Source organism: Pseudomonas sp. PKS (assembly GCF_051913525.1).
Classification (GTDB): domain Bacteria; phylum Pseudomonadota; class Gammaproteobacteria; order Pseudomonadales; family Pseudomonadaceae; genus Aquipseudomonas; species Aquipseudomonas guariconensis_D.
This window is the reverse complement of record NZ_JBEGDO010000006.1, coordinates 141550-158772: the sequence shown is the minus strand read 5'-3', so window position 1 is coordinate 158772 and position 17223 is coordinate 141550. Positions and strand designations below refer to the sequence as shown.

Below are 17223 nucleotides of genomic sequence, written 5' to 3'. Positions count from 1 at the left end.
AGACCGTAGCTACCAACGCCATCGTTCCCCACTCGGAGCGGTGGCGTTTTTCATTTCAGCCCCGCAATGATCGCTAATGGGGCGGAAAGCCAGTGCTGATGCGGTGTACGAGGGCTGCTGGCCTTTGGCCAAGGCTCTGCTAGATTGTTTTTTGCAAACCTTCATCAAGCAGTTGGGCTTGCGCATCCAGTGCATTCCACTACTTGAGGATTGGTTCATGAGTATGTCCCTGGGCAAGCGCATGGGTGCCGAGCTGGTCGGCACTTTCTGGTTGGTCCTTGGCGGTTGCGGCAGCGCGGTGCTGGCCGCAAGCTTTCCGACCGGCATCGGTATCCTCGGTGTCGCCTTCGCATTCGGCCTGACTGTACTGACCATGGCGTTTGCCATCGGTCATATCTCCGGCTGCCACCTCAACCCTGCGGTATCGTTCGGGCTCGTGGTGGGCGGGCGGTTTCCGGCCAAGGAGTTCGTGCCCTACGTGATTGCCCAAGTGATCGGGGCGATCCTGGCGGCAGCGGTGATCTACTTCATTGCCAGTGGTAAGGCGGGCTTTGAATTGTCATCGGGGTTGGCCTCCAATGGCTACGCCGATCATTCGCCGGGGGGATACTCGCTGGTGGCGGGCTTTGTCAGCGAGGTGGTGATGACGGCGATGTTCCTGGTGATCATCATGGGCGCCACCGACACGCGCGCGCCAGCGGGGTTGGCGCCCATCGCCATAGGCCTGGCGTTGACGCTGATTCACCTGATTTCCATTCCGGTGACCAACACATCCGTCAATCCCGCACGCAGCACCGGCCCAGCCCTGTTCGTCGGGGGCTGGGCGTTGCAGCAGTTGTGGTTGTTCTGGGTGGCGCCGCTGATCGGGGCGGCGATCGGCGGCGCGCTGTACCGAGGGCTGGCTCGGGAGCCTTAGCGCTGGTGCACGCAGCGACCGGCGGCGTAGGTTTCACGCACGGTGCGGTCGTCGCCCAGGGTGGTGAGGACGAATAGGGTTTCTTCGATGCTGTTGGACTGCTGGATGCGGTAGTCCAGAAGTGGGGTGGCCTTGTAGTCGAGCACCACGAAGTCGGCATCGTTGCCTGGGCGCAGGCTGCCGATGCGGTCGTCCAGGCGCAGGGCGCGGGCACCGCCGAGCGTCGCCAGGTATAGGGACTTGTACGGGTGCAGGCGCGCGCCCTGCAGCTGCATGACCTTGTAGGCCTCGTTCAAGGTGTTGAGCAGCGAGAAGCTGGTGCCTGCGCCCACGTCGGTGCCCAGGCCCACGTTGACCTTGAAGCGCTCGGCCTGAGGCAGGTTGAACAGTCCGCTGCCCAGGAACAGGTTGGAGGTGGGGCAGAAGGCCACAGCCGAACCGGTGTCGGCCAGGCGCTGGCACTCTGCGTCGCACAGGTGCACGCCGTGGGCGAACACCGAGCGCTCGCCCAGCAGTTCGTAGTGGTCGTAGACGTCCAGGTAGCCCTTGCGCTCAGGGAACAGTGCCTTGACCCAGTCGATTTCCTTGACGTTCTCCGACAGGTGGGTGTGCATGTACAGACCCGGGTACTCCTTGAGCAACTGGCCGGCCAGAGCCAGTTGTTCGGGGGTGCTGGTGGGTGCGAAACGCGGGGTCACCGCATAGTGCAGTCGGCCCTTGCCGTGCCAACGCTCGATCAGCGCCTTGCTTTGGGCATAGCTGGACTCGGCGGTGTCGGTCAGGTAGTCCGGGGCGTTGCGATCCATCATCACTTTGCCGGCGATCAGACGCAGGTCCAGACGCTGGGCTTCTTCGAACAAGGCATCGACCGACTCGGGGTGGACGCTACCGAACACCAGCGCGCTGGTGGTGCCGTTGCGCAGCAATTCCTTGAGGAAGATCTTGGCCACTTGGTCGGCATGGGCCTTGTCGGCGAACTGCTTTTCGCAAGGGAAGGTGTAAGTATTCAGCCAGTCCAGCAACTGCTCGCCGTAGGAGCCGATCATGCCGGTCTGTGGGAAATGGATATGGGTATCGATGAAGCCCGGGGTGATCAGAGCGTGCTGGTGGTGGATCACTTCGACGTCGGTGCCGAGGCTCGGCAGCAGGTCGCTGGCATGACCCAGTGCACTGATGCGGCCCTCTTCGACCACCAGCAGGCCGTCTTCGTAGTATTCATGGGAAGCGTCGAGGCCCACCTCGGCCGGGTCGGCGATGCTGTGCAGAATGGCGGCTCGGTAGGCTTTGCGGGTTGCGCTCATAACGGTCTCGTCAATTGGCTTGGCTGCGCCGGGAGGGCGGCAGCAGTTGGGCGATTGGGCCTGAGTTGGCGGCAGCGTCGTGCTGGCCGAAGCAGGCGTTGTAGGTGGCGATGATTTCCGCGGCGATGGACACGGCGATCTCGATCGGCAGCTTGCCCTTGACCTCGGCCAGGCCCATGGGGCAGCGCATCCGCGCCACGACGGCGTCGTCGTAGCCGCGTTCGCGCAGGCGGTGCTCGAACTTGACCCGTTTGGTCTTCGAGCCGATCAGGCCGAACCAGGTGAAATCGTTGCGCTTGAGGATGGCGGCGGTCAGTTCCAGGTCGAGCTGGTGATTGTGGGTCATGACGATGCAATAGCTGCCCGCTGGCAGCTCGGCGACTTCGTCGACCGGTTCCTCGCTGACGACCTTGGTCACGCCATTGGGGATGGCCTCGGGAAACTCATGTTCGCGCGAATCGATCCAGCGTACCCGGCAGGGCAACGCGGCGAGCAAGGGTACCAGAGCACGGCCGACATGGCCCGCGCCAAACACCGCGATCTGTGCCTGCACTGCGGCCATCGGTTCGAACAGCAGCACGGTGACGCCGCCGCAGCACTGGCCGAGGCTCGCGCCCAGGCTGAAGCGCTCCAGGTGCGGGGTGGTGCGCTGCTCCTCGAGCATCTGCCGGGCGATGTGCAGCGCCTTGTATTCCAGATGTCCGCCGCCGATGGTGTCGAACAGACCCGCAGCACTGACCACCATCTTCGAGCCGGCGTTGCGTGGCGTCGAGCCGCGCTCCTCGATGATGGTCACCAGAACGCAAGCTTCACCGCGGGCCTGGTGGTCGGCGAGGGCGTTGATCCATTGGTGCATGATGCAACCTCTCTAAGTTGCGCCACGGACCCTGCAGGAGTGGGTTTATCCGCGAAGACGAAGTTGGATTCGTCGCCGTATTTGCGGGTGAATCCGCGCCCACAGGGTTTCGCGTTGTCAGTGAGTCACGGTTTCCAGTTCCTGTTCGGCAGGCTGCTCGGCGGCTACCGCCTTGCGCATCTGCTCGCAGCCCCACAGCACCCGCTCAGGCGTCGCCGGTGCATCGACCTGCGGCTGCACGCGGTAGTCGGCGATGCTCGCCACGGCATCCTTGATGGCGCACCAGGCTGCGATGCCGAGCATGAACGGCGGCTCGCCTACGGCCTTGGAGTGGAACACCGTGTCCTCCGGGTTCTTGCGGTTTTCCACCAGCTTCACGCGCAGGTCCAGCGGCATGTCGGCCACGGCCGGGATCTTGTAGCTCGCCGGGCCGTTGGTCATCAACTTGCCCTTGGCGTTCCACACCAGTTCTTCGGTGGTCAGCCAGCCCATGCCCTGGATGAAGCCACCTTCGACCTGGCCGATGTCGATGGCCGGGTTCAGCGAAGCACCGACGTCATGCAGGATGTCGGCCCGCAACATCTTGTATTCGCCGGTCAGGGTATCGACGACCACCTCGACGCAGGCAGCGCCGAACGCGAAGTAGTAGAACGGGCGGCCGCGGGCCTGGTCGCGGTCGTAGTAGATCTTCGGCGTGCGATAGAAACCGGTGCTCGACAGCGACACCTGGGCGAAGTAGGCCTGCTGCACCAACTGCTCGAAACTGACGATCTGGTCGCGCACCCGCACGTGGCCGTTGCGGAACTCCACATCCTCTTCGGTGACCTTGTAGTGCCGCGCGGCGAACTCGGTCAGGCGCTTCTTGAGGATTTCAGCGGCGTTCTGCGCAGCCTTGCCGTTGAGGTCGGCGCCACTGGAGGCGGCGGTCGGCGAGGTGTTGGGCACCTTGTCGGTGTTGGTGGCGGTGATCTGGATGCGCTCGAAATCGACCTGGAACACCTGGGCCACCACCTGGGCGACCTTGGTGTTCAGGCCTTGGCCCATCTCGGTGCCGCCGTGGTTCAGGTGGATGCTGCCGTCGGTGTAGATATGGATCAGTGCGCCGGCCTGGTTGAGGAAGGTTGCGGTGAACGAGATACCGAACTTCACCGGGGTCAGCGCCAGGCCCTTCTTGAGCACCGGGCTGTGTTCGTTGAAGCGACGGATCGACTCGCGGCGCTCGGCGTAGTCGGCGCTGGCCTCGAGTTCGGCGGTCATCTCCTCGAGCATGTTGTGCTCGACGGTCTGGTAGTAGTGGGTGACGTTGCGTTCGGTCTTGCCGTAGTAGTTGGCCTTGCGCACGGCCAGCGGGTCGAGCGCCAGGTGGCGGGCGATATGGTCCATCACCTGCTCGATGGCGACCATCCCCTGTGGGCCGCCGAAGCCGCGATAGGCGGTGTTGGATGCGGTGTTGGTCTTGCAGCGGTGACCATGCACGGTGGCATCGCCCAGGTAGTAGGCGTTGTCGGAGTGGAACATGGCGCGGTCGACGATCGAGCCGGACAGGTCAGGTGAGTAACCGCAGTTGCCGGCCAGGTCCAGGTTGATGCCGTGCAGGCGGCCGGTATCGTCGAAGCCTACGTCGTACTCGACGTAGAACGGGTGACGCTTGCCAGTCATCATCATGTCTTCGACGCGTGGCAGGCGCATCTTGGTCGGCTGACCGGTCAGGCGCGCGATCACCGCGCACAGGCAGGCCGGGCTGGCGGCCTGGGTCTCCTTGCCGCCAAAGCCGCCGCCCATGCGGCGCATGTCGACGACGATCTTGTTCATCGGCACGTCCAGCACCTCGGCCACCAGTTTCTGCACTTCGGTGGGGTTCTGGGTGGAGCAGAAGACGATCATGCCGCCGTCCTCGGTGGGCATCACCGAGGAGATCTGGGTTTCCAGGTAGAAGTGCTCCTGGCCGCCGATGTGCAGGGTGCCTTGCAGGCGGTGGGGGGCGGTGGCCAGGGCGCTGTCCGAGTCGCCGCGCTGGTGGGTGTGGCTGTCCAGCACGAAATGCTTCTTGCGCAGGGCCTCGACCACGTCCAGCACCGGCTCCAGGTCTTCGTACTCGACGATCGCCGCCATGGCGGCGCGGCGCGCGGTATCCAGGTCGCGGGCGGCGACAGCAAGCACCGGCTGACCGAAGAACTCGACCTTGTCGATGGCCAGCAGCGGGTCGCCGGCGACCACCGGGCCGATGTCCTTCAGCCCCGGGATGTCTTCATGGGTGATTGCGATGCGCACGCCTTCGAAGGCGTAGCACGGCGTGGTGTCGATGCGCAGGATGCGCGCATGGGCGCGGTCGGCTGTGCGCGCATAGACATGCAACTGATTGGGGAATTCCAGGCGGTCATCGATGTACACCGCCTCGCCGCTGACGTGCTTGTCGGCGCTGTCGTGCTTGATGCTGCGGCCGACCCCGGTGGTCAGGTCCTGGCTGAACAGTTCGGCCATCTCGGCCTGGCTCTTGGCTACGTGATGGTTAGACATAAGCGGTCACCCGGGTTTCGATGTACGGCGATTGCAGTTCGATGAAGTACTTGCGCAGCAGGTTCTGTGCCGTCAGCAGGCGGTATTGCTTGCTGGCGCGGAAGTCCGAGAGCGGGGTGAAGTCTTCGTCCAGGGCCAGGCAGGCCTGCTCGATGCTGGCCTGGTTCCAGGCCTTGCCCACCAGGGCGGCCTCGCAGGCGCGGGCTCGCTTGGGTATGGCCGCCATGCCGCCGAAGGCGATCCGCGCCTCGCGCACCACACCGTCCTCGATACGCAGGTTGAACGCCGCGCACACCGCCGAGATGTCGTCGTCCAGGCGCTTGGAAACCTTGTAGGCGCGGAACGTCCAGTCTGCGCTGGCACGCGGGACGATGATCTTCTCGATGAACTCGCTGTCCTGGCGCGCAGTGATGCGGTAGTCGATGAAGTAGTCTTCCAGCGCCAGGGTGCGCTGGGTCTCGCCCTGGCGCAGGACCACCTGGGCGTCGAGGGCGATCAGCAGGGGGGGCGAATCACCGATCGGCGACGCGTTGCCGATGTTACCGCCCAGCGTGCCCTGGTTGCGGATCTGCAGGGAGGCGAAGCGGTGCAGCAGGGCGCCGAAATCGGGGTACTCCTCGTTGAGTGCGCCGTAACAGTCGGTCAGCGGGGTGGCTGCGCCGATTTCCAGGTGCGTCGCGGTTTTTTCGATGCGCTTGAGTTCGGCCACGTGACCGACATAGATCATCACCGGTAGCGACTTGTGGAACTGGGTGACTTCCAAGGCCAGGTCGGTGCCGCCGGCCAGCAGACGCGCCTCGGGGTGCGAGCTGTACAGGTCGGCAAGGTCGGCCACGGTCAGCGGCACCAGGCAGCGCTTGTCGCCGCTGTTGAGCTCACCGGTTTCGGTCGGGGCGATCGCCTTGAGGCGGGCGATGGTCTGGGTTTGTTGCTCGTCGAACTGGTCGCGGCAGGGGCGGGCGCAGCTCTGCTCGGCGGCGGCAAGGATCGGGCGGTACCCGGTGCAGCGGCACAGGTTGCCTGCCAGGGCCTCCTGGGCTTGGTGCAGATCATGGCCGTCGCTGTTCTTTTGCAGGGCGAACAGGGACATGACGAAGCCTGGGGTGCAGAAACCGCACTGGGAACCGTGGCAATCCGCCATGGCTTGCTGCACGCTGTGCAGTTCACCCTGGTGCTTGAGGCCTTCGACGCTGATCAGTTGCTTGCCGTGCAACGACGAGACGAACGTCAGGCATGAGTTGAGACTGCGGTAGCGCAGGGTGTCGCGGCCCTGGTCGTCCTGGGTCAGCTCGCCGACCACCACGGTACAGGCGCCGCAGTCGCCACTGGCGCAGCCTTCCTTGGTGCCGGGTTTGCCCAGGTGCTCACGCAGGTATTGCAGCACCGTCATGTTCGGGTCCAGGGCGTGCTCACTACGCAGCTCCTGGTTGACGAGAAACTGGATCACGGGGAAGGCCTCGCAATGGTTTTATTGTTGTTCGGTCGGACTCTAAGCACGCTTGACCATTTGGTCAATAAATTTCTGACTCAAAGGTCAAGAATTTGCGTGCGCCACGTCCCGACGGGGCAAGATCGTCATATTCAAAGCATAGAACGCGCCGGCTTCGCAGCACGTCCGCAGGTCGAATAAAGCGCAACGATCCCCTGCGCGACGGTCAGGCAAGTAGGCTACAATCGCCTCCTTGTGCCCCGTTCAAGATTTTGAAGGAAAACCATGACGTTCAAGGCGCCGGACAGCCTCTCCGAGCAGATTGCCCACTACCTGGCCGAACGGATCATTCGCGGCGAACTCAAGCCGGGCGAACGGATCCAGGAACTGAAGGTCACCCAGGCACTCAACGTCAGCCGCGGCTCTGTGCGCGAGGCGCTGTTGATCCTCGAACGCCGACATTTGGTGGCGATCCTGGCGCGCCGCGGCGCCCACGTCACCGAACTGGACGAACGTGGCGTGCGCAGCCTGTGCGCCTTGATGGGCGAGTTCTACATCTTGCTGGGCAACGCGGTAGCCAGCAGTTGGCGCAACGAGCGCGATCTGGAACCGTTCCTTGAGATCCAGCAGCGCCTGCAGCGGGCTCACGCCAACCAGGACATCGAGACGTTCGTCGCCGAGAGCTTCGCGGTGATGCGCGCTGCCTATCCGTTCGCCGACAATCCCTATCTGCAGGAAACCGTCGAAAACCTGCAGCCGGCCATGAGCCGCGCCTATTACCTGGCCCTGGACCAGCGCCAGGCCAACATGGCCGACTACCTTGAACTGTTCGCTCGCCTGCTCGAAGCCGTGGTCGCCCGCGACCAGGTACGCATCCGCGAGGTCTTGGTCGCCTACACCCAGCGCAGTTGCGAGCTGGTGCTGGCGGCCCTGGCGCAGGTCTGATCGATGCGCCTGAAGTGCATTCGACTGGCCGGGTTCAAGTCGTTCGTCGACCCGACCACGGTCAATTTCCCCAGCAACATGGCCGCGGTGGTGGGCCCCAATGGCTGCGGGAAATCCAACATCATCGACGCGGTGCGCTGGGTGATGGGCGAAAGCTCAGCCAAGAACCTGCGCGGCGAGTCGATGACCGACGTGATCTTCAATGGCTCATCCGGCCGCAAGCCCGTGAGCCAGGCCAGCATCGAGCTGGTGTTCGACAACAGCGAGACCACGTTGCTGGGCGAGTACGCCGCCTATGCCGAGATTTCCATCCGCCGCAAGGTCACCCGCGACGGGCAGAACACCTATTACCTGAACGGCACCAAATGCCGGCGACGTGATATCACGGACATTTTCCTCGGCACCGGCCTCGGGCCGCGCAGCTACTCGATCATCGAGCAAGGGATGATCTCCAAGCTGATCGAGGCCAAGCCTGAGGAGCTGCGTAATTTCATCGAAGAAGCCGCGGGCATCTCCAAGTACAAGGAGCGTCGCCGCGAAACCGAGAACCGCATTCGTCGTACCCAGGAGAACCTGGCGCGCCTGACCGACCTTCGCGAGGAACTCGAACGCCAGCTTGAACGCCTGCACCGCCAGGCCCAGGCCGCTGAGAAATACCGGGAATACAAAGCCCAGGAGCGCCAACTCAAGGCGCGCCTGTCGGCCCTGCGTTGGCGCGAGCTGGATGAGCGCGTGCGTCAGCGCGAAGGGGTCATCGGCGATCAGGAGGTGGCTTTTGAAGCCCTGGTGGCCGAGCAGCGCAATGCCGATGCGAGTATCGAGCGCCTGCGTGACGGCCATCATGAGCTGTCCGAGCGCTTCAATCAGGTCCAGGGTCGCTTCTATTCCGTCGCCGGCGACATCGCCCGGGTGGAGCAGAGCATCCAGCATGGCCAGCAACGCTTGCGCCAATTGCAAGACGACCTCAAGGAAGCCGAGCGCACCCGCCTGGAAACCGAGTCGCACCTGGGGCATGACCGCACGTTGCTGGCGACATTGGGTGAAGAGCTGGCAATGCTCGAGCCCGAGCAGGAACTGACCCTGGCGAGCGCCGAAGAAGCGACGGCCACCCTCGAGGAAGCCGAGCTGGGCATGCACGCCTGGCAGGAGCAATGGGACAGTTTCAATACTCAATCCGCCGAGCCGCGGCGCCAGGCTGAAGTGCAACAGTCCCGCTTGCAGCAGTTGGAGGCTGGCCTGGAGCGTTTGGCCGAGCGTCAGCGCAAGCTGGAGGAAGAGCGCGAGCAGCTCGCGGCCGAACCTGAAGACGCCGCGTTGTTCGAGCTGACCGAGCAAGTGGCCGGTAGCGAGCTGGAGCTCGAAACGCTTCAGGTAAGCGAGCAACAGATGGTCGAGCAACTCGACGCGGTACGCGAGCAGTTGCAACAGGCTACTGAGACTCATCAGCAGTCCCAAGGCGAACTGCAGCGTTTAGGCGGGCGCCTGGCATCCCTGGAGGCATTGCAGCAGGCGGCCCTGGAGCCCGGTGCAGGTACCGGTGACTGGCTGCGCGGCCAAGGGCTGGAGCACAAGCCGCGACTGGCTGAAGGGCTGCGGGTCGAGCCAGGCTGGGAGCTGGCGGTCGAGACTGTGCTGGGTGCCGATCTGCAAGCAGTGCTGGTCGAAGACTTCGCCTCGCTGGATTTCACTGCCCTGGAGCAGGGCGAACTGCGGCTGCTGCTGGCTAGCACGGAGGGAGCCCGACTGCCGGGCAGCCTGCTGGACAAAGTCGAGGGGCGCACGGATCTGGCGCCCTGGCTCGGTCAGGTACGTCCGGTGGAGAGTCTCGAGCAGGCCTTGGCCTTGCGAGCCGGGCTGGCGGAAGGTCAGAGCCTGGTCAGTCGAGACGGGTATTGGATCGGGCGACACTTTTTGCGGATTAGCCGGGGTGGGGAGTCCCAGGGCGGGGTACTGGCCCGTGGCCAGGAAATCGAACGCCTGGGTCAGGAGCAGCTCGAACTTCAGTCGCGTCTGGAGCAACTGGATCAACACCTTCAGGACCTGCGCGGACAACAGCGCGACCTGGAGGCGCAGCGCGAACAACTGCGCCGGCGCAGCCAGGACGAGAACCGCCAGCTTGGCGAGCTCAAGGCGCGACTTTCGGCCGGGCGAGCCCGCGCCGAGCAGGTGCAACTGCGCTGCCGCCGCCTGCAGGAAGAATTGGCTGAGTTGCAAGAGCAGCGGGCCATCGAGCATGAGCAACTGGGCGAGGCCCGTCTGCTGTTACAGGAAGCCCTGGAGCGGATGGCTCAGGACACCGAGCAGCGCGAGCAACTGATGGCCCGTCGTGACACCCTGCGCGAAGGGCTCGATCGTATCCGCCAGGAGGCCCGTCAGCACAAGGATCACGCCCACCAGTTGGCGGTACGTCTGGGCTCGTTGCGAGCCCAGCACGACTCTACCCGTCAGGCCCTGGAGCGTTTGGAACTCCAGGCGGCACGCCTGAGCGCGCGCCAGGAGCAACTGAGCCTCAATCTGGAAGAGGGCGAAGCGCCACTGGAAGAACTGCGCCTGAAGCTCGAAGAGCTGCTGGAGCGGCGCATGAGCGTCGATGAGGAAATGCGCCAGGCTCGTCTGCACATGGATGAAGCCGACCGTGAACTGCGCGATGCCGAGCGTCGTCGAACCCAGGCCGAACAACAGGCTCAGTTGCTGCGAGGTCAGCTCGAGCAGTCCCGCCTGGAGTCCCAGGGTTTGGATGTGCGTCGCAAGACGCTGCAGGAGCAATTGCTGGCCGATGGCTATGACCTGCAGGGTGTGCTGGGCACCCTCGAACCCGAAGCCAGCGAGCAGGGTACCGAGCAAGAGCTCGAGCAACTGGACGGGCGGATCCAGCGCTTGGGCGCAATCAACCTGGCGGCCATCGAGGAATACCAGCAGCAGTCCGAACGCAAGCGTTACCTGGATGCCCAGGACGCCGATCTGGTGGAGGCACTGGAGACGCTGGAAAGCGTCATCCGCAAGATCGACAAGGAAACCCGTAACCGCTTCAAGGATACCTTTGATCAGATAAATGCCGGTTTGCAGGCACTTTTTCCAAAAGTTTTCGGTGGCGGCAGTGCTTACCTGGAACTGACGGGCGAAGATCTACTCGATACAGGGGTGACGATCATGGCGCGCCCGCCGGGCAAGAAGAACAGCACCATCCATCTGCTGTCCGGTGGCGAGAAGGCGTTGACCGCCCTCGCGCTGGTGTTCGCCATCTTCAAGCTGAACCCGGCACCGTTCTGCATGCTCGACGAGGTCGATGCGCCGCTGGACGATGCCAACGTCGGACGTTACGCCAGGTTGGTGAAGGAAATGAGCGAAAGCGTGCAATTCATCTACATCACCCATAACAAGATTGCCATGGAAATGGCCGATCAATTGATGGGGGTGACCATGCACGAGCCAGGCTGCTCACGTCTTGTTGCAGTTGATGTGGAGGAAGCGTTGGCCATGGTCGATGCCTGATGAGCGAAGATAAGGCAGGATACGTGGGGAAATCCCCCCGACATGTGCGACAGACGGTGTAAAGTTGCCTTTGGTCGTGCTAGCTTTATGTCACTTATTTTTTGCGTGGGTAAAACGCCTGTCAGAACATAGAGTTGGCGCCACGTGTTAAAGGGCTTTGAAGCCTTTGTTTTCAAGCATATTTTTTAGAGGCACGGGATTACATGGAAATCGGTCTGCGCGAATGGCTGATCGTCATCGGCGTCATTGTCATCGCCGGTATTCTTTTCGACGGCTGGCGCCGCATGCGCGGCGGCAAGGGCAAGTTGAAATTCCGTCTGGATCGCAGCTACTCCAATCTGCCGGACGACGAGGGCAACGCCGAGGTGTTGGGCCCCGCACGCGTACTGGAAACCCAGAAAGAACCCGAGCTGGACGAAAGCGATTTGCCTTCGGTCAGCGCCCCTGCGCGTGAGCGTGAACCCAAGCCAGCCAAAGCCAACAAACGTGGCAAGCGCGCCAGCGAGCCACAGCAGGGCGACCTGAACCTAGCTGCCGAGCCACGTGAGCCGGACCTGTTTGCCGACGCCGATGATGACCGTCCTGCCGAGCACAGTCGCCACAATGGCGCAGGTGCGGGCAATACGGTCAAGGAACTGCCTCCGGCCGAGGAAGTGCTGGTGATCAGCGTGATTTCCCGCGACGAGGGTGGTTTCAAGGGGCCGGCCCTGCTGCAGAACATCCTCGAAAGCGGCCTGCGTTTCGGCGAAATGGACATCTTCCATCGCCACGAGAGCATGGCCGGTCACGGCGAAGTGCTGTTCTCCATGGCCAACGCGGTCAAGCCAGGGGTGTTCGACCTGGACGACATCGACCATTTCAGTACTCGCGCGGTGAGCTTCTTCCTGGGCCTGCCAGGCCCACGTCACCCCAAGCAGGCCTTCGACGTTATGGTCGCTGCCGCCCGCAAGCTGGCCCATGAACTCAACGGCGAGCTCAAGGATGACCAGCGCAGCGTGCTGACCGCCCAGACCATCGAGCACTACCGCCAGCGCATCGTCGAGTTCGAGCGTCGCGCGCTGACCCAGAAGCGTTGATGGCCCCTAGCGGGCGGACCTGCCTTGATCCTGCCCGCCCGAATTGAGCAAAAAGAGCAGCCCTGTGCTGCTCTTTTGCGTTGCAAGAGAAGATGAACGATGAACGCCGAAAACCGTATCCATGAACTGCGTGCCGAACTCGAACAGCACAATTACCGCTATTACGTGCTGGACGAGCCGAGCGTGCCGGACGCCGAATACGACCGCCTGTTCAACGAGCTCAAGGCGCTGGAAGCCGAGTATCCGCACCTTGTGACCCCCGATTCGCCAACCCAGCGTGTCGGCGGCGCGGCGCTGGCGGCGTTTAGCCAGGTGCGTCACGAAGTTCCCATGCTCAGCCTGGGCAATGCCTTCGAGGAAGACGACCTGCGCGACTTCGATCGGCGCGTGGTAGAGGGGCTGGACCTGCCGGCCGGCGATCTGTTCGCCGAGCAGGCCGCGATCGACTACAGCTGTGAGCCCAAGCTCGATGGCCTGGCAGTCAGCCTGCTGTATCGCGACGGCCAACTGGTGCAGGGCGCCACTCGGGGTGATGGCACCACGGGCGAGGACATCAGCGCTAACGTGCGCACTGTTCGCAACATCCCGCTCAAGCTGCACGGCGAAGGCTGGCCGGCGGTGCTTGAAGTGCGCGGCGAGGTGTACATGAGCAAGGCCGGCTTCGAGCGCCTGAACGCCGCCCAGGCCGAGAGCGGCGGCAAGACCTTCGCCAATCCGCGCAACGCCGCTGCTGGCAGTTTGCGCCAGCTGGACTCCAAGATTACCGCCAGCCGCCCCCTGGAATTCTGCTGCTACGGCCTGGGCCAGGTCTCCGAGGCCATCGCCGACAGCCATATCGGTATCCTGGAGAAGCTCAAGACCTGGGGCTTGCCCATCAGTCGCGAGCTGCGCCATGCCGCAGGCGTGGAGCAATGCCTGGTGTACTACCGCGACATTGGCGCCCGGCGCAACGATCTGCCTTACGAGATCGACGGTGTGGTGTTCAAGGTCAACAGCCTGGCCGCCCAGCGCGAGCTGGGCTTTCGGGCCCGGGAGCCGCGTTGGGCCATCGCTCACAAGTTCCCGGCCATGGAAGAACTCACCGAAGTGCTCGACGTGGAGTTCCAGGTCGGCCGCACTGGCGCCGTCACCCCCGTGGCGCGGCTCAAACCGGTCAAGGTGGCCGGTGTCACGGTCTCAAACGCCACGCTGCACAACATGGATGAAATCGCCCGCCTGGGCCTGATGATTGGCGATACCGTGATCATCCGTCGGGCCGGTGACGTCATTCCACAGGTGATGCAGGTGGTGACCGAGCGCCGTCCCGACAACGCCCGGCCGGTGGCTGTGCCCAGTCAGTGCCCGGTCTGTGGCTCGCAAGTCGAGCGCACCCAACTGGTCAAGCGCAGCAAAGGCAAGGAGACCACCAGTGAAGGCGCGGTGTACCGTTGTGTAGGGCGCCTGGCCTGCGCTGCCCAGCTCAAGCAGGCGATCATCCATTACGTTTCGCGCCGAGCCATGGATATCGACGGCCTGGGCGAAAAGAGCGTCGAGCAATTGGTTGACGAAGGGTTGATCCGCTCTCCGGCCGACCTGTACGACCTGAAGTTCGAGCAAATCGTCGAGCTGGAGGGCTTCGCCGAAGTGTCCAGCAACAAGTTGCTGGAGGCGATCCAGGCTAGCAAGCAGCCCAGCCTTGCGCGCTTCATCTTCGCTTTGGGGATTCCGGATGTCGGCGAGGAGACTGCCAAAGTCCTGGCCCGCTCCTTGGGCAGCCTGGCTCGGGTGCAAAGGGCGCTGCCGCAGGTGCTGACCTACCTGCCGGACATTGGTCTGGAGGTCGCTTACGAGATCCACAACTTCTTCGAGGATGACCACAACCGTGAGGTCATCCAGCAGTTGCTCGACAGTGGCATGCAGCTACAGGATGAGGGCGAACTGGCGGCCGAGTTCGCCGCCAGTACCACCTTGGCGGGCATGATCGCCAAGCTCGATATCCCCTCGGTCGGGCCGACAGGCGCGGAAAAACTGGTGGCCAAGCTGGGTAGCCTGGACAAGATCATCGAAGCCGATGGCATTGACCTGCGCCAGGCCCTGAACGCCAAGCAGGCTGAGGCGGTGCGGGAGTTCTTCAGGGTCGAGGCCAACCAGCAACTGGCCCGTGCCATTGAAGCGCAACTGCTCGACTTTGGCATGCACTGGGCCAGCGAGAAGAAGGTCGCGCAAGGCCTGCCCCTGGCCGGGCAGACCTGGGTGCTGACCGGTACCCTGGAGCGCATGAGCCGTGACATCGCCAAGGACAAGCTGGAAAGCCTCGGTGCCAAGGTGGCGGGCTCGGTTTCCGGCAAGACCCACTGCGTCGTCGCCGGGCCCGGTGCGGGCTCCAAGCTCGCCAAGGCCAGCGAGCTCGGCGTCAAGGTGCTGGACGAGGATACGTTCGTCACCTTCCTCGAGGGCCACGGCATCGCCGTCTGACCGGCGGAGGGGACAAGTCATTGAGAAATGATGGTTTTTTCTTGATGCAGAGGTTGTAACTTCGCCCCAGACCGGTACAATGGCGCGGCTCGTCACATGGCGAGCCGTCGTGGTGGCCCCATCGGTCCCCCCGCAACGATTACCCGTTAACCTGGTCAGGCCCGGAAGGGAGCAGCCATAGCGGGAACATCGTGTGCCGGGGTGTGGCTGGTGGGGCCGCCTCCATTTATTTAAGTAATTGATTTCTAACGGTTTTTCGCTCCCTAGCACGCAAGTGATCCAAGGGGTGATCCACCGTGTCTTCCGTACCTTCCTACCTCTGGTTGTCCCGACACTCGATCTTCTATTTCAGGATCGTGGTGCCAGAAGTCCTTCGTCCGTTGTTCCCCTGTGCCGAGATTCGTCGCTCCCTGCAGACCCGCTGCAAGCGCGAAGCCTTGATCCGTGGCCGTGAGTTGCTCCTGCAGGTTCAGCGCCTCTACACCCAAGCCTTCCAGGGTGTTCGTCCTTGCCTTGATGCCTTGCGTGGTGCCTGGGAGGCTGGAGGCAAGCGAGTCGCCAGTTGGGCCTCATGGCTCCGTCAGCAGCAGTTGGTCGAGATGGCGGCTGCTGGAGTGCCCCCACAGGGACAGCCCGGAGCGAATGGCGATGTGGGGCAAGGTAGAGCGGCGGAAGGCTCTCAGAAGCTCCGCAGAGCCTCTACAAGAGCTTCTTCAGGTCAGGGCATGGGGTTGGTGCCAGATTCGCCCAGTACGTCTCCTCGCTTCTCCAAAGTGGTCGAGGAGTGCTTGGGGCAGCAGGGGCAGGAAGGCGTCTCGACCAAGACCATCGACGACAAGCGATCCGTTGCAGCCCTACTGGTGCGGATCATCGGTGACATGCCCATTGATCTGATCACCCGCCAGGATGCCAGGAAGTTCCGCGAGACAGCTCTCAAGCTGCCCCCGCGTCTCAATCAGCTCCCCGAAGGTCAATCCTTGGAGGAGATCATCAAGACGGCAACGAGCACGATCAGCCTCACCACGTTCAACAACTACGTGAAGAACCTGACGACCTTTTTCTCCTATGCCATCCGTGAGGGCTACTGCGAGCGCAACCCGTTCGATGGGCTTCGAGTCAGAAAGCGCGGCAAGGTCAGCGAGGAGCGCAGCGTCTTCAGCGAGGACGATCTGCGCCGTCTGTTCTCGAAGCAGGTTTACGCATCAGCCAACTCAGCTCAGCCGCACAAGTACTGGCTACCGTTGCTCGGCCTGTACACCGGGGCGAGACTCAATGAGCTATGCCAGCTCTATCTGGATGACGTGGTCAGCATCAATGGTATCGACTGCCTACACATCCGAGCGACCAGACCCGATCAGAAGCTGAAAACCGTCACCTCGGAAAGGCTCGTGCCGATCCACTCGAAGTTGAAAGCGCTGGGGTTCCTTGAGTTTGTCCAAGCACAGCGGGAGGCTGGCCACCAACGTCTTTTCGCGGAGCTGACCTTGCACAAGTCGCATGGCTACGCTGCCGCTCCCTCCAAGTGGTTCACTCGGGTTCGTGACCAGTTGGGCTTCCGTGATGGGGCAGAGCGAAAAGACTTCCACAGCTTCCGCCACACGCTTGCTGATCACCTGAAGCAGAAGGGAATACCACACCCGGTACTGATTGGTTCTCTTGGTGCGGTACAGGTAGCCCAGGTCAGCCAGATCACCCTTGATGGCCATCGTGTTGACGCCTTCCAGGGTACGCACGAAGGTGGCCAGGGACTCCTGACGCAGCGCCACGCAGTTGTCGAAGACGACAGCCTTCGGTGCCATCTCCTTGTTCTCCAGGGCGAGCTGCTCGTTCTTCTCTGCCAGCTCGGCAGCCAGACGCAGGGCGTCCGGCAGCGACTGCGGGACACGGAAGGCTGCGCCCTTGGCTTGCTCCTCCAGTTCATGCAGACGGTCGATGACCTTGGCGCGGAGCGGGATGCTGTAGCCGGTCAGTAGGATCTCGACCTCGCGGCGCGGTAGGCGGTACTCCTCCTGCTTTCGATTGCGGGTATCGAGGTAGATGCATCCAAAACTGGATGGATCTTTTCCCAGCTCGGAGAGCATGTTTTCGATGTCTCGCTTCACATGGAAATGCTGCTTCCCGGTCAGCTCTGCGATCTCGCGGCTGCTCATGGTTACCGGCTTGTTGGTCAGTGCGTTCATGTTCTGTCCTCCAGAAAAGACGAAGCCCGCTCAGAGGCGGGCTATGGGTGTTCGTTG

General features: G+C 63.0%; 10 protein-coding genes, 1 other RNA gene and 1 pseudogene. 7 read left to right on the top strand and 5 right to left on the bottom strand.

The genetic code is table 11. From position 1 onward, the window contains the following. The first annotated feature begins 217 nt into the window (after positions 1 to 217). A complete protein-coding gene (gene aqpZ / locus ABOA88_RS08850; RefSeq protein ID WP_367851275.1) occupies positions 218 to 916 on the top strand; it encodes an aquaporin Z in 699 nt (232 codons plus the stop codon). On the opposite strand, the gene guaD is transcribed toward aqpZ, so the two are convergent. The 4 genes from guaD to xdhA all read right to left on the bottom strand — a co-directional run bounded on the left by guaD (position 913) and on the right by xdhA (position 7037). Further along, entirely contained in the window at positions 913 to 2217 is a 1305-nt protein-coding gene (gene guaD / locus ABOA88_RS08845; protein WP_182818281.1) for a guanine deaminase, read from the bottom strand. The genes aqpZ and guaD overlap by 4 nt on opposite strands. 10 nt (positions 2218 to 2227) lie before the next feature. Further along, positions 2228 to 3073 carry a xanthine dehydrogenase accessory protein XdhC gene (xdhC, locus tag ABOA88_RS08840; protein WP_196169050.1) on the bottom strand — a complete coding sequence of 282 codons (846 nt, stop codon included), beginning with the start codon at positions 3071 to 3073 and terminating at the stop codon, positions 2228 to 2230. 117 nt (positions 3074 to 3190) lie between these two features. Continuing rightward, complete coding sequence (gene xdhB / locus ABOA88_RS08835; RefSeq protein ID WP_196169051.1) at positions 3191 to 5590, bottom strand: xanthine dehydrogenase molybdopterin binding subunit; 2400 nt, start codon at positions 5588 to 5590, stop codon at positions 3191 to 3193. After that, positions 5583 to 7037, bottom strand: coding sequence for a xanthine dehydrogenase small subunit (gene xdhA, locus ABOA88_RS08830; RefSeq protein ID WP_367851276.1), 1455 nt, complete (start codon positions 7035 to 7037; stop codon positions 5583 to 5585). Before xdhA ends, xdhB begins: the two co-directional genes overlap by 8 nt. Positions 7038 to 7304: 267 nt before the next feature. Here xdhA and ABOA88_RS08825 point away from each other — a divergent pair, with 267 nt between their 5' ends. The 6 genes from ABOA88_RS08825 (at position 7305) to ABOA88_RS08800 (ending at position 16959) form a co-directional block, all read left to right on the top strand. Beyond that, on the top strand, positions 7305 to 7964 hold the full coding sequence (locus ABOA88_RS08825) for a GntR family transcriptional regulator (RefSeq protein ID WP_196169053.1): 660 nt from the start codon (positions 7305 to 7307) through the stop codon (positions 7962 to 7964). Positions 7965 to 7967: 3 nt separating this feature from the next. After that, positions 7968 to 11456 carry a chromosome segregation protein SMC gene (gene smc / locus ABOA88_RS08820; protein ID WP_367851277.1) on the top strand — a complete coding sequence of 1163 codons (3489 nt, stop codon included), beginning with the start codon at positions 7968 to 7970 and terminating at the stop codon, positions 11454 to 11456. A gap of 203 nt (positions 11457 to 11659) precedes the next feature. Then, positions 11660 to 12532 carry a cell division protein ZipA gene (gene zipA, locus ABOA88_RS08815; protein ID WP_196169055.1) on the top strand — a complete coding sequence of 291 codons (873 nt, stop codon included), beginning with the start codon at positions 11660 to 11662 and terminating at the stop codon, positions 12530 to 12532. 99 nt (positions 12533 to 12631) lie between these two features. Next, positions 12632 to 14986 (top strand): NAD-dependent DNA ligase LigA, encoded by a 2355-nt coding sequence (gene ligA, locus ABOA88_RS08810; RefSeq protein WP_367851278.1) that lies wholly within the window; start codon positions 12632 to 12634, stop codon positions 14984 to 14986. Positions 14987 to 15105: 119 nt separating this feature from the next. Next, positions 15106 to 15202: signal recognition particle sRNA small type (gene ffs, locus ABOA88_RS08805), an RNA gene on the top strand. Between the two features lie 80 nt (positions 15203 to 15282). Next, a complete protein-coding gene (locus ABOA88_RS08800; protein ID WP_367851324.1) occupies positions 15283 to 16959 on the top strand; it encodes a DUF6538 domain-containing protein in 1677 nt (558 codons plus the stop codon). Here the strand turns inward: ABOA88_RS08800 and ABOA88_RS08795 are convergent. Then, positions 16906 to 17136: pseudogene (locus ABOA88_RS08795) on the bottom strand (Rha family transcriptional regulator); the annotation flags it as partial. The gene ABOA88_RS08800 and the pseudogene ABOA88_RS08795 sit on opposite strands and share 54 nt — an antisense overlap. Between the last annotated feature and the right edge of the window lie 87 nt (positions 17137 to 17223).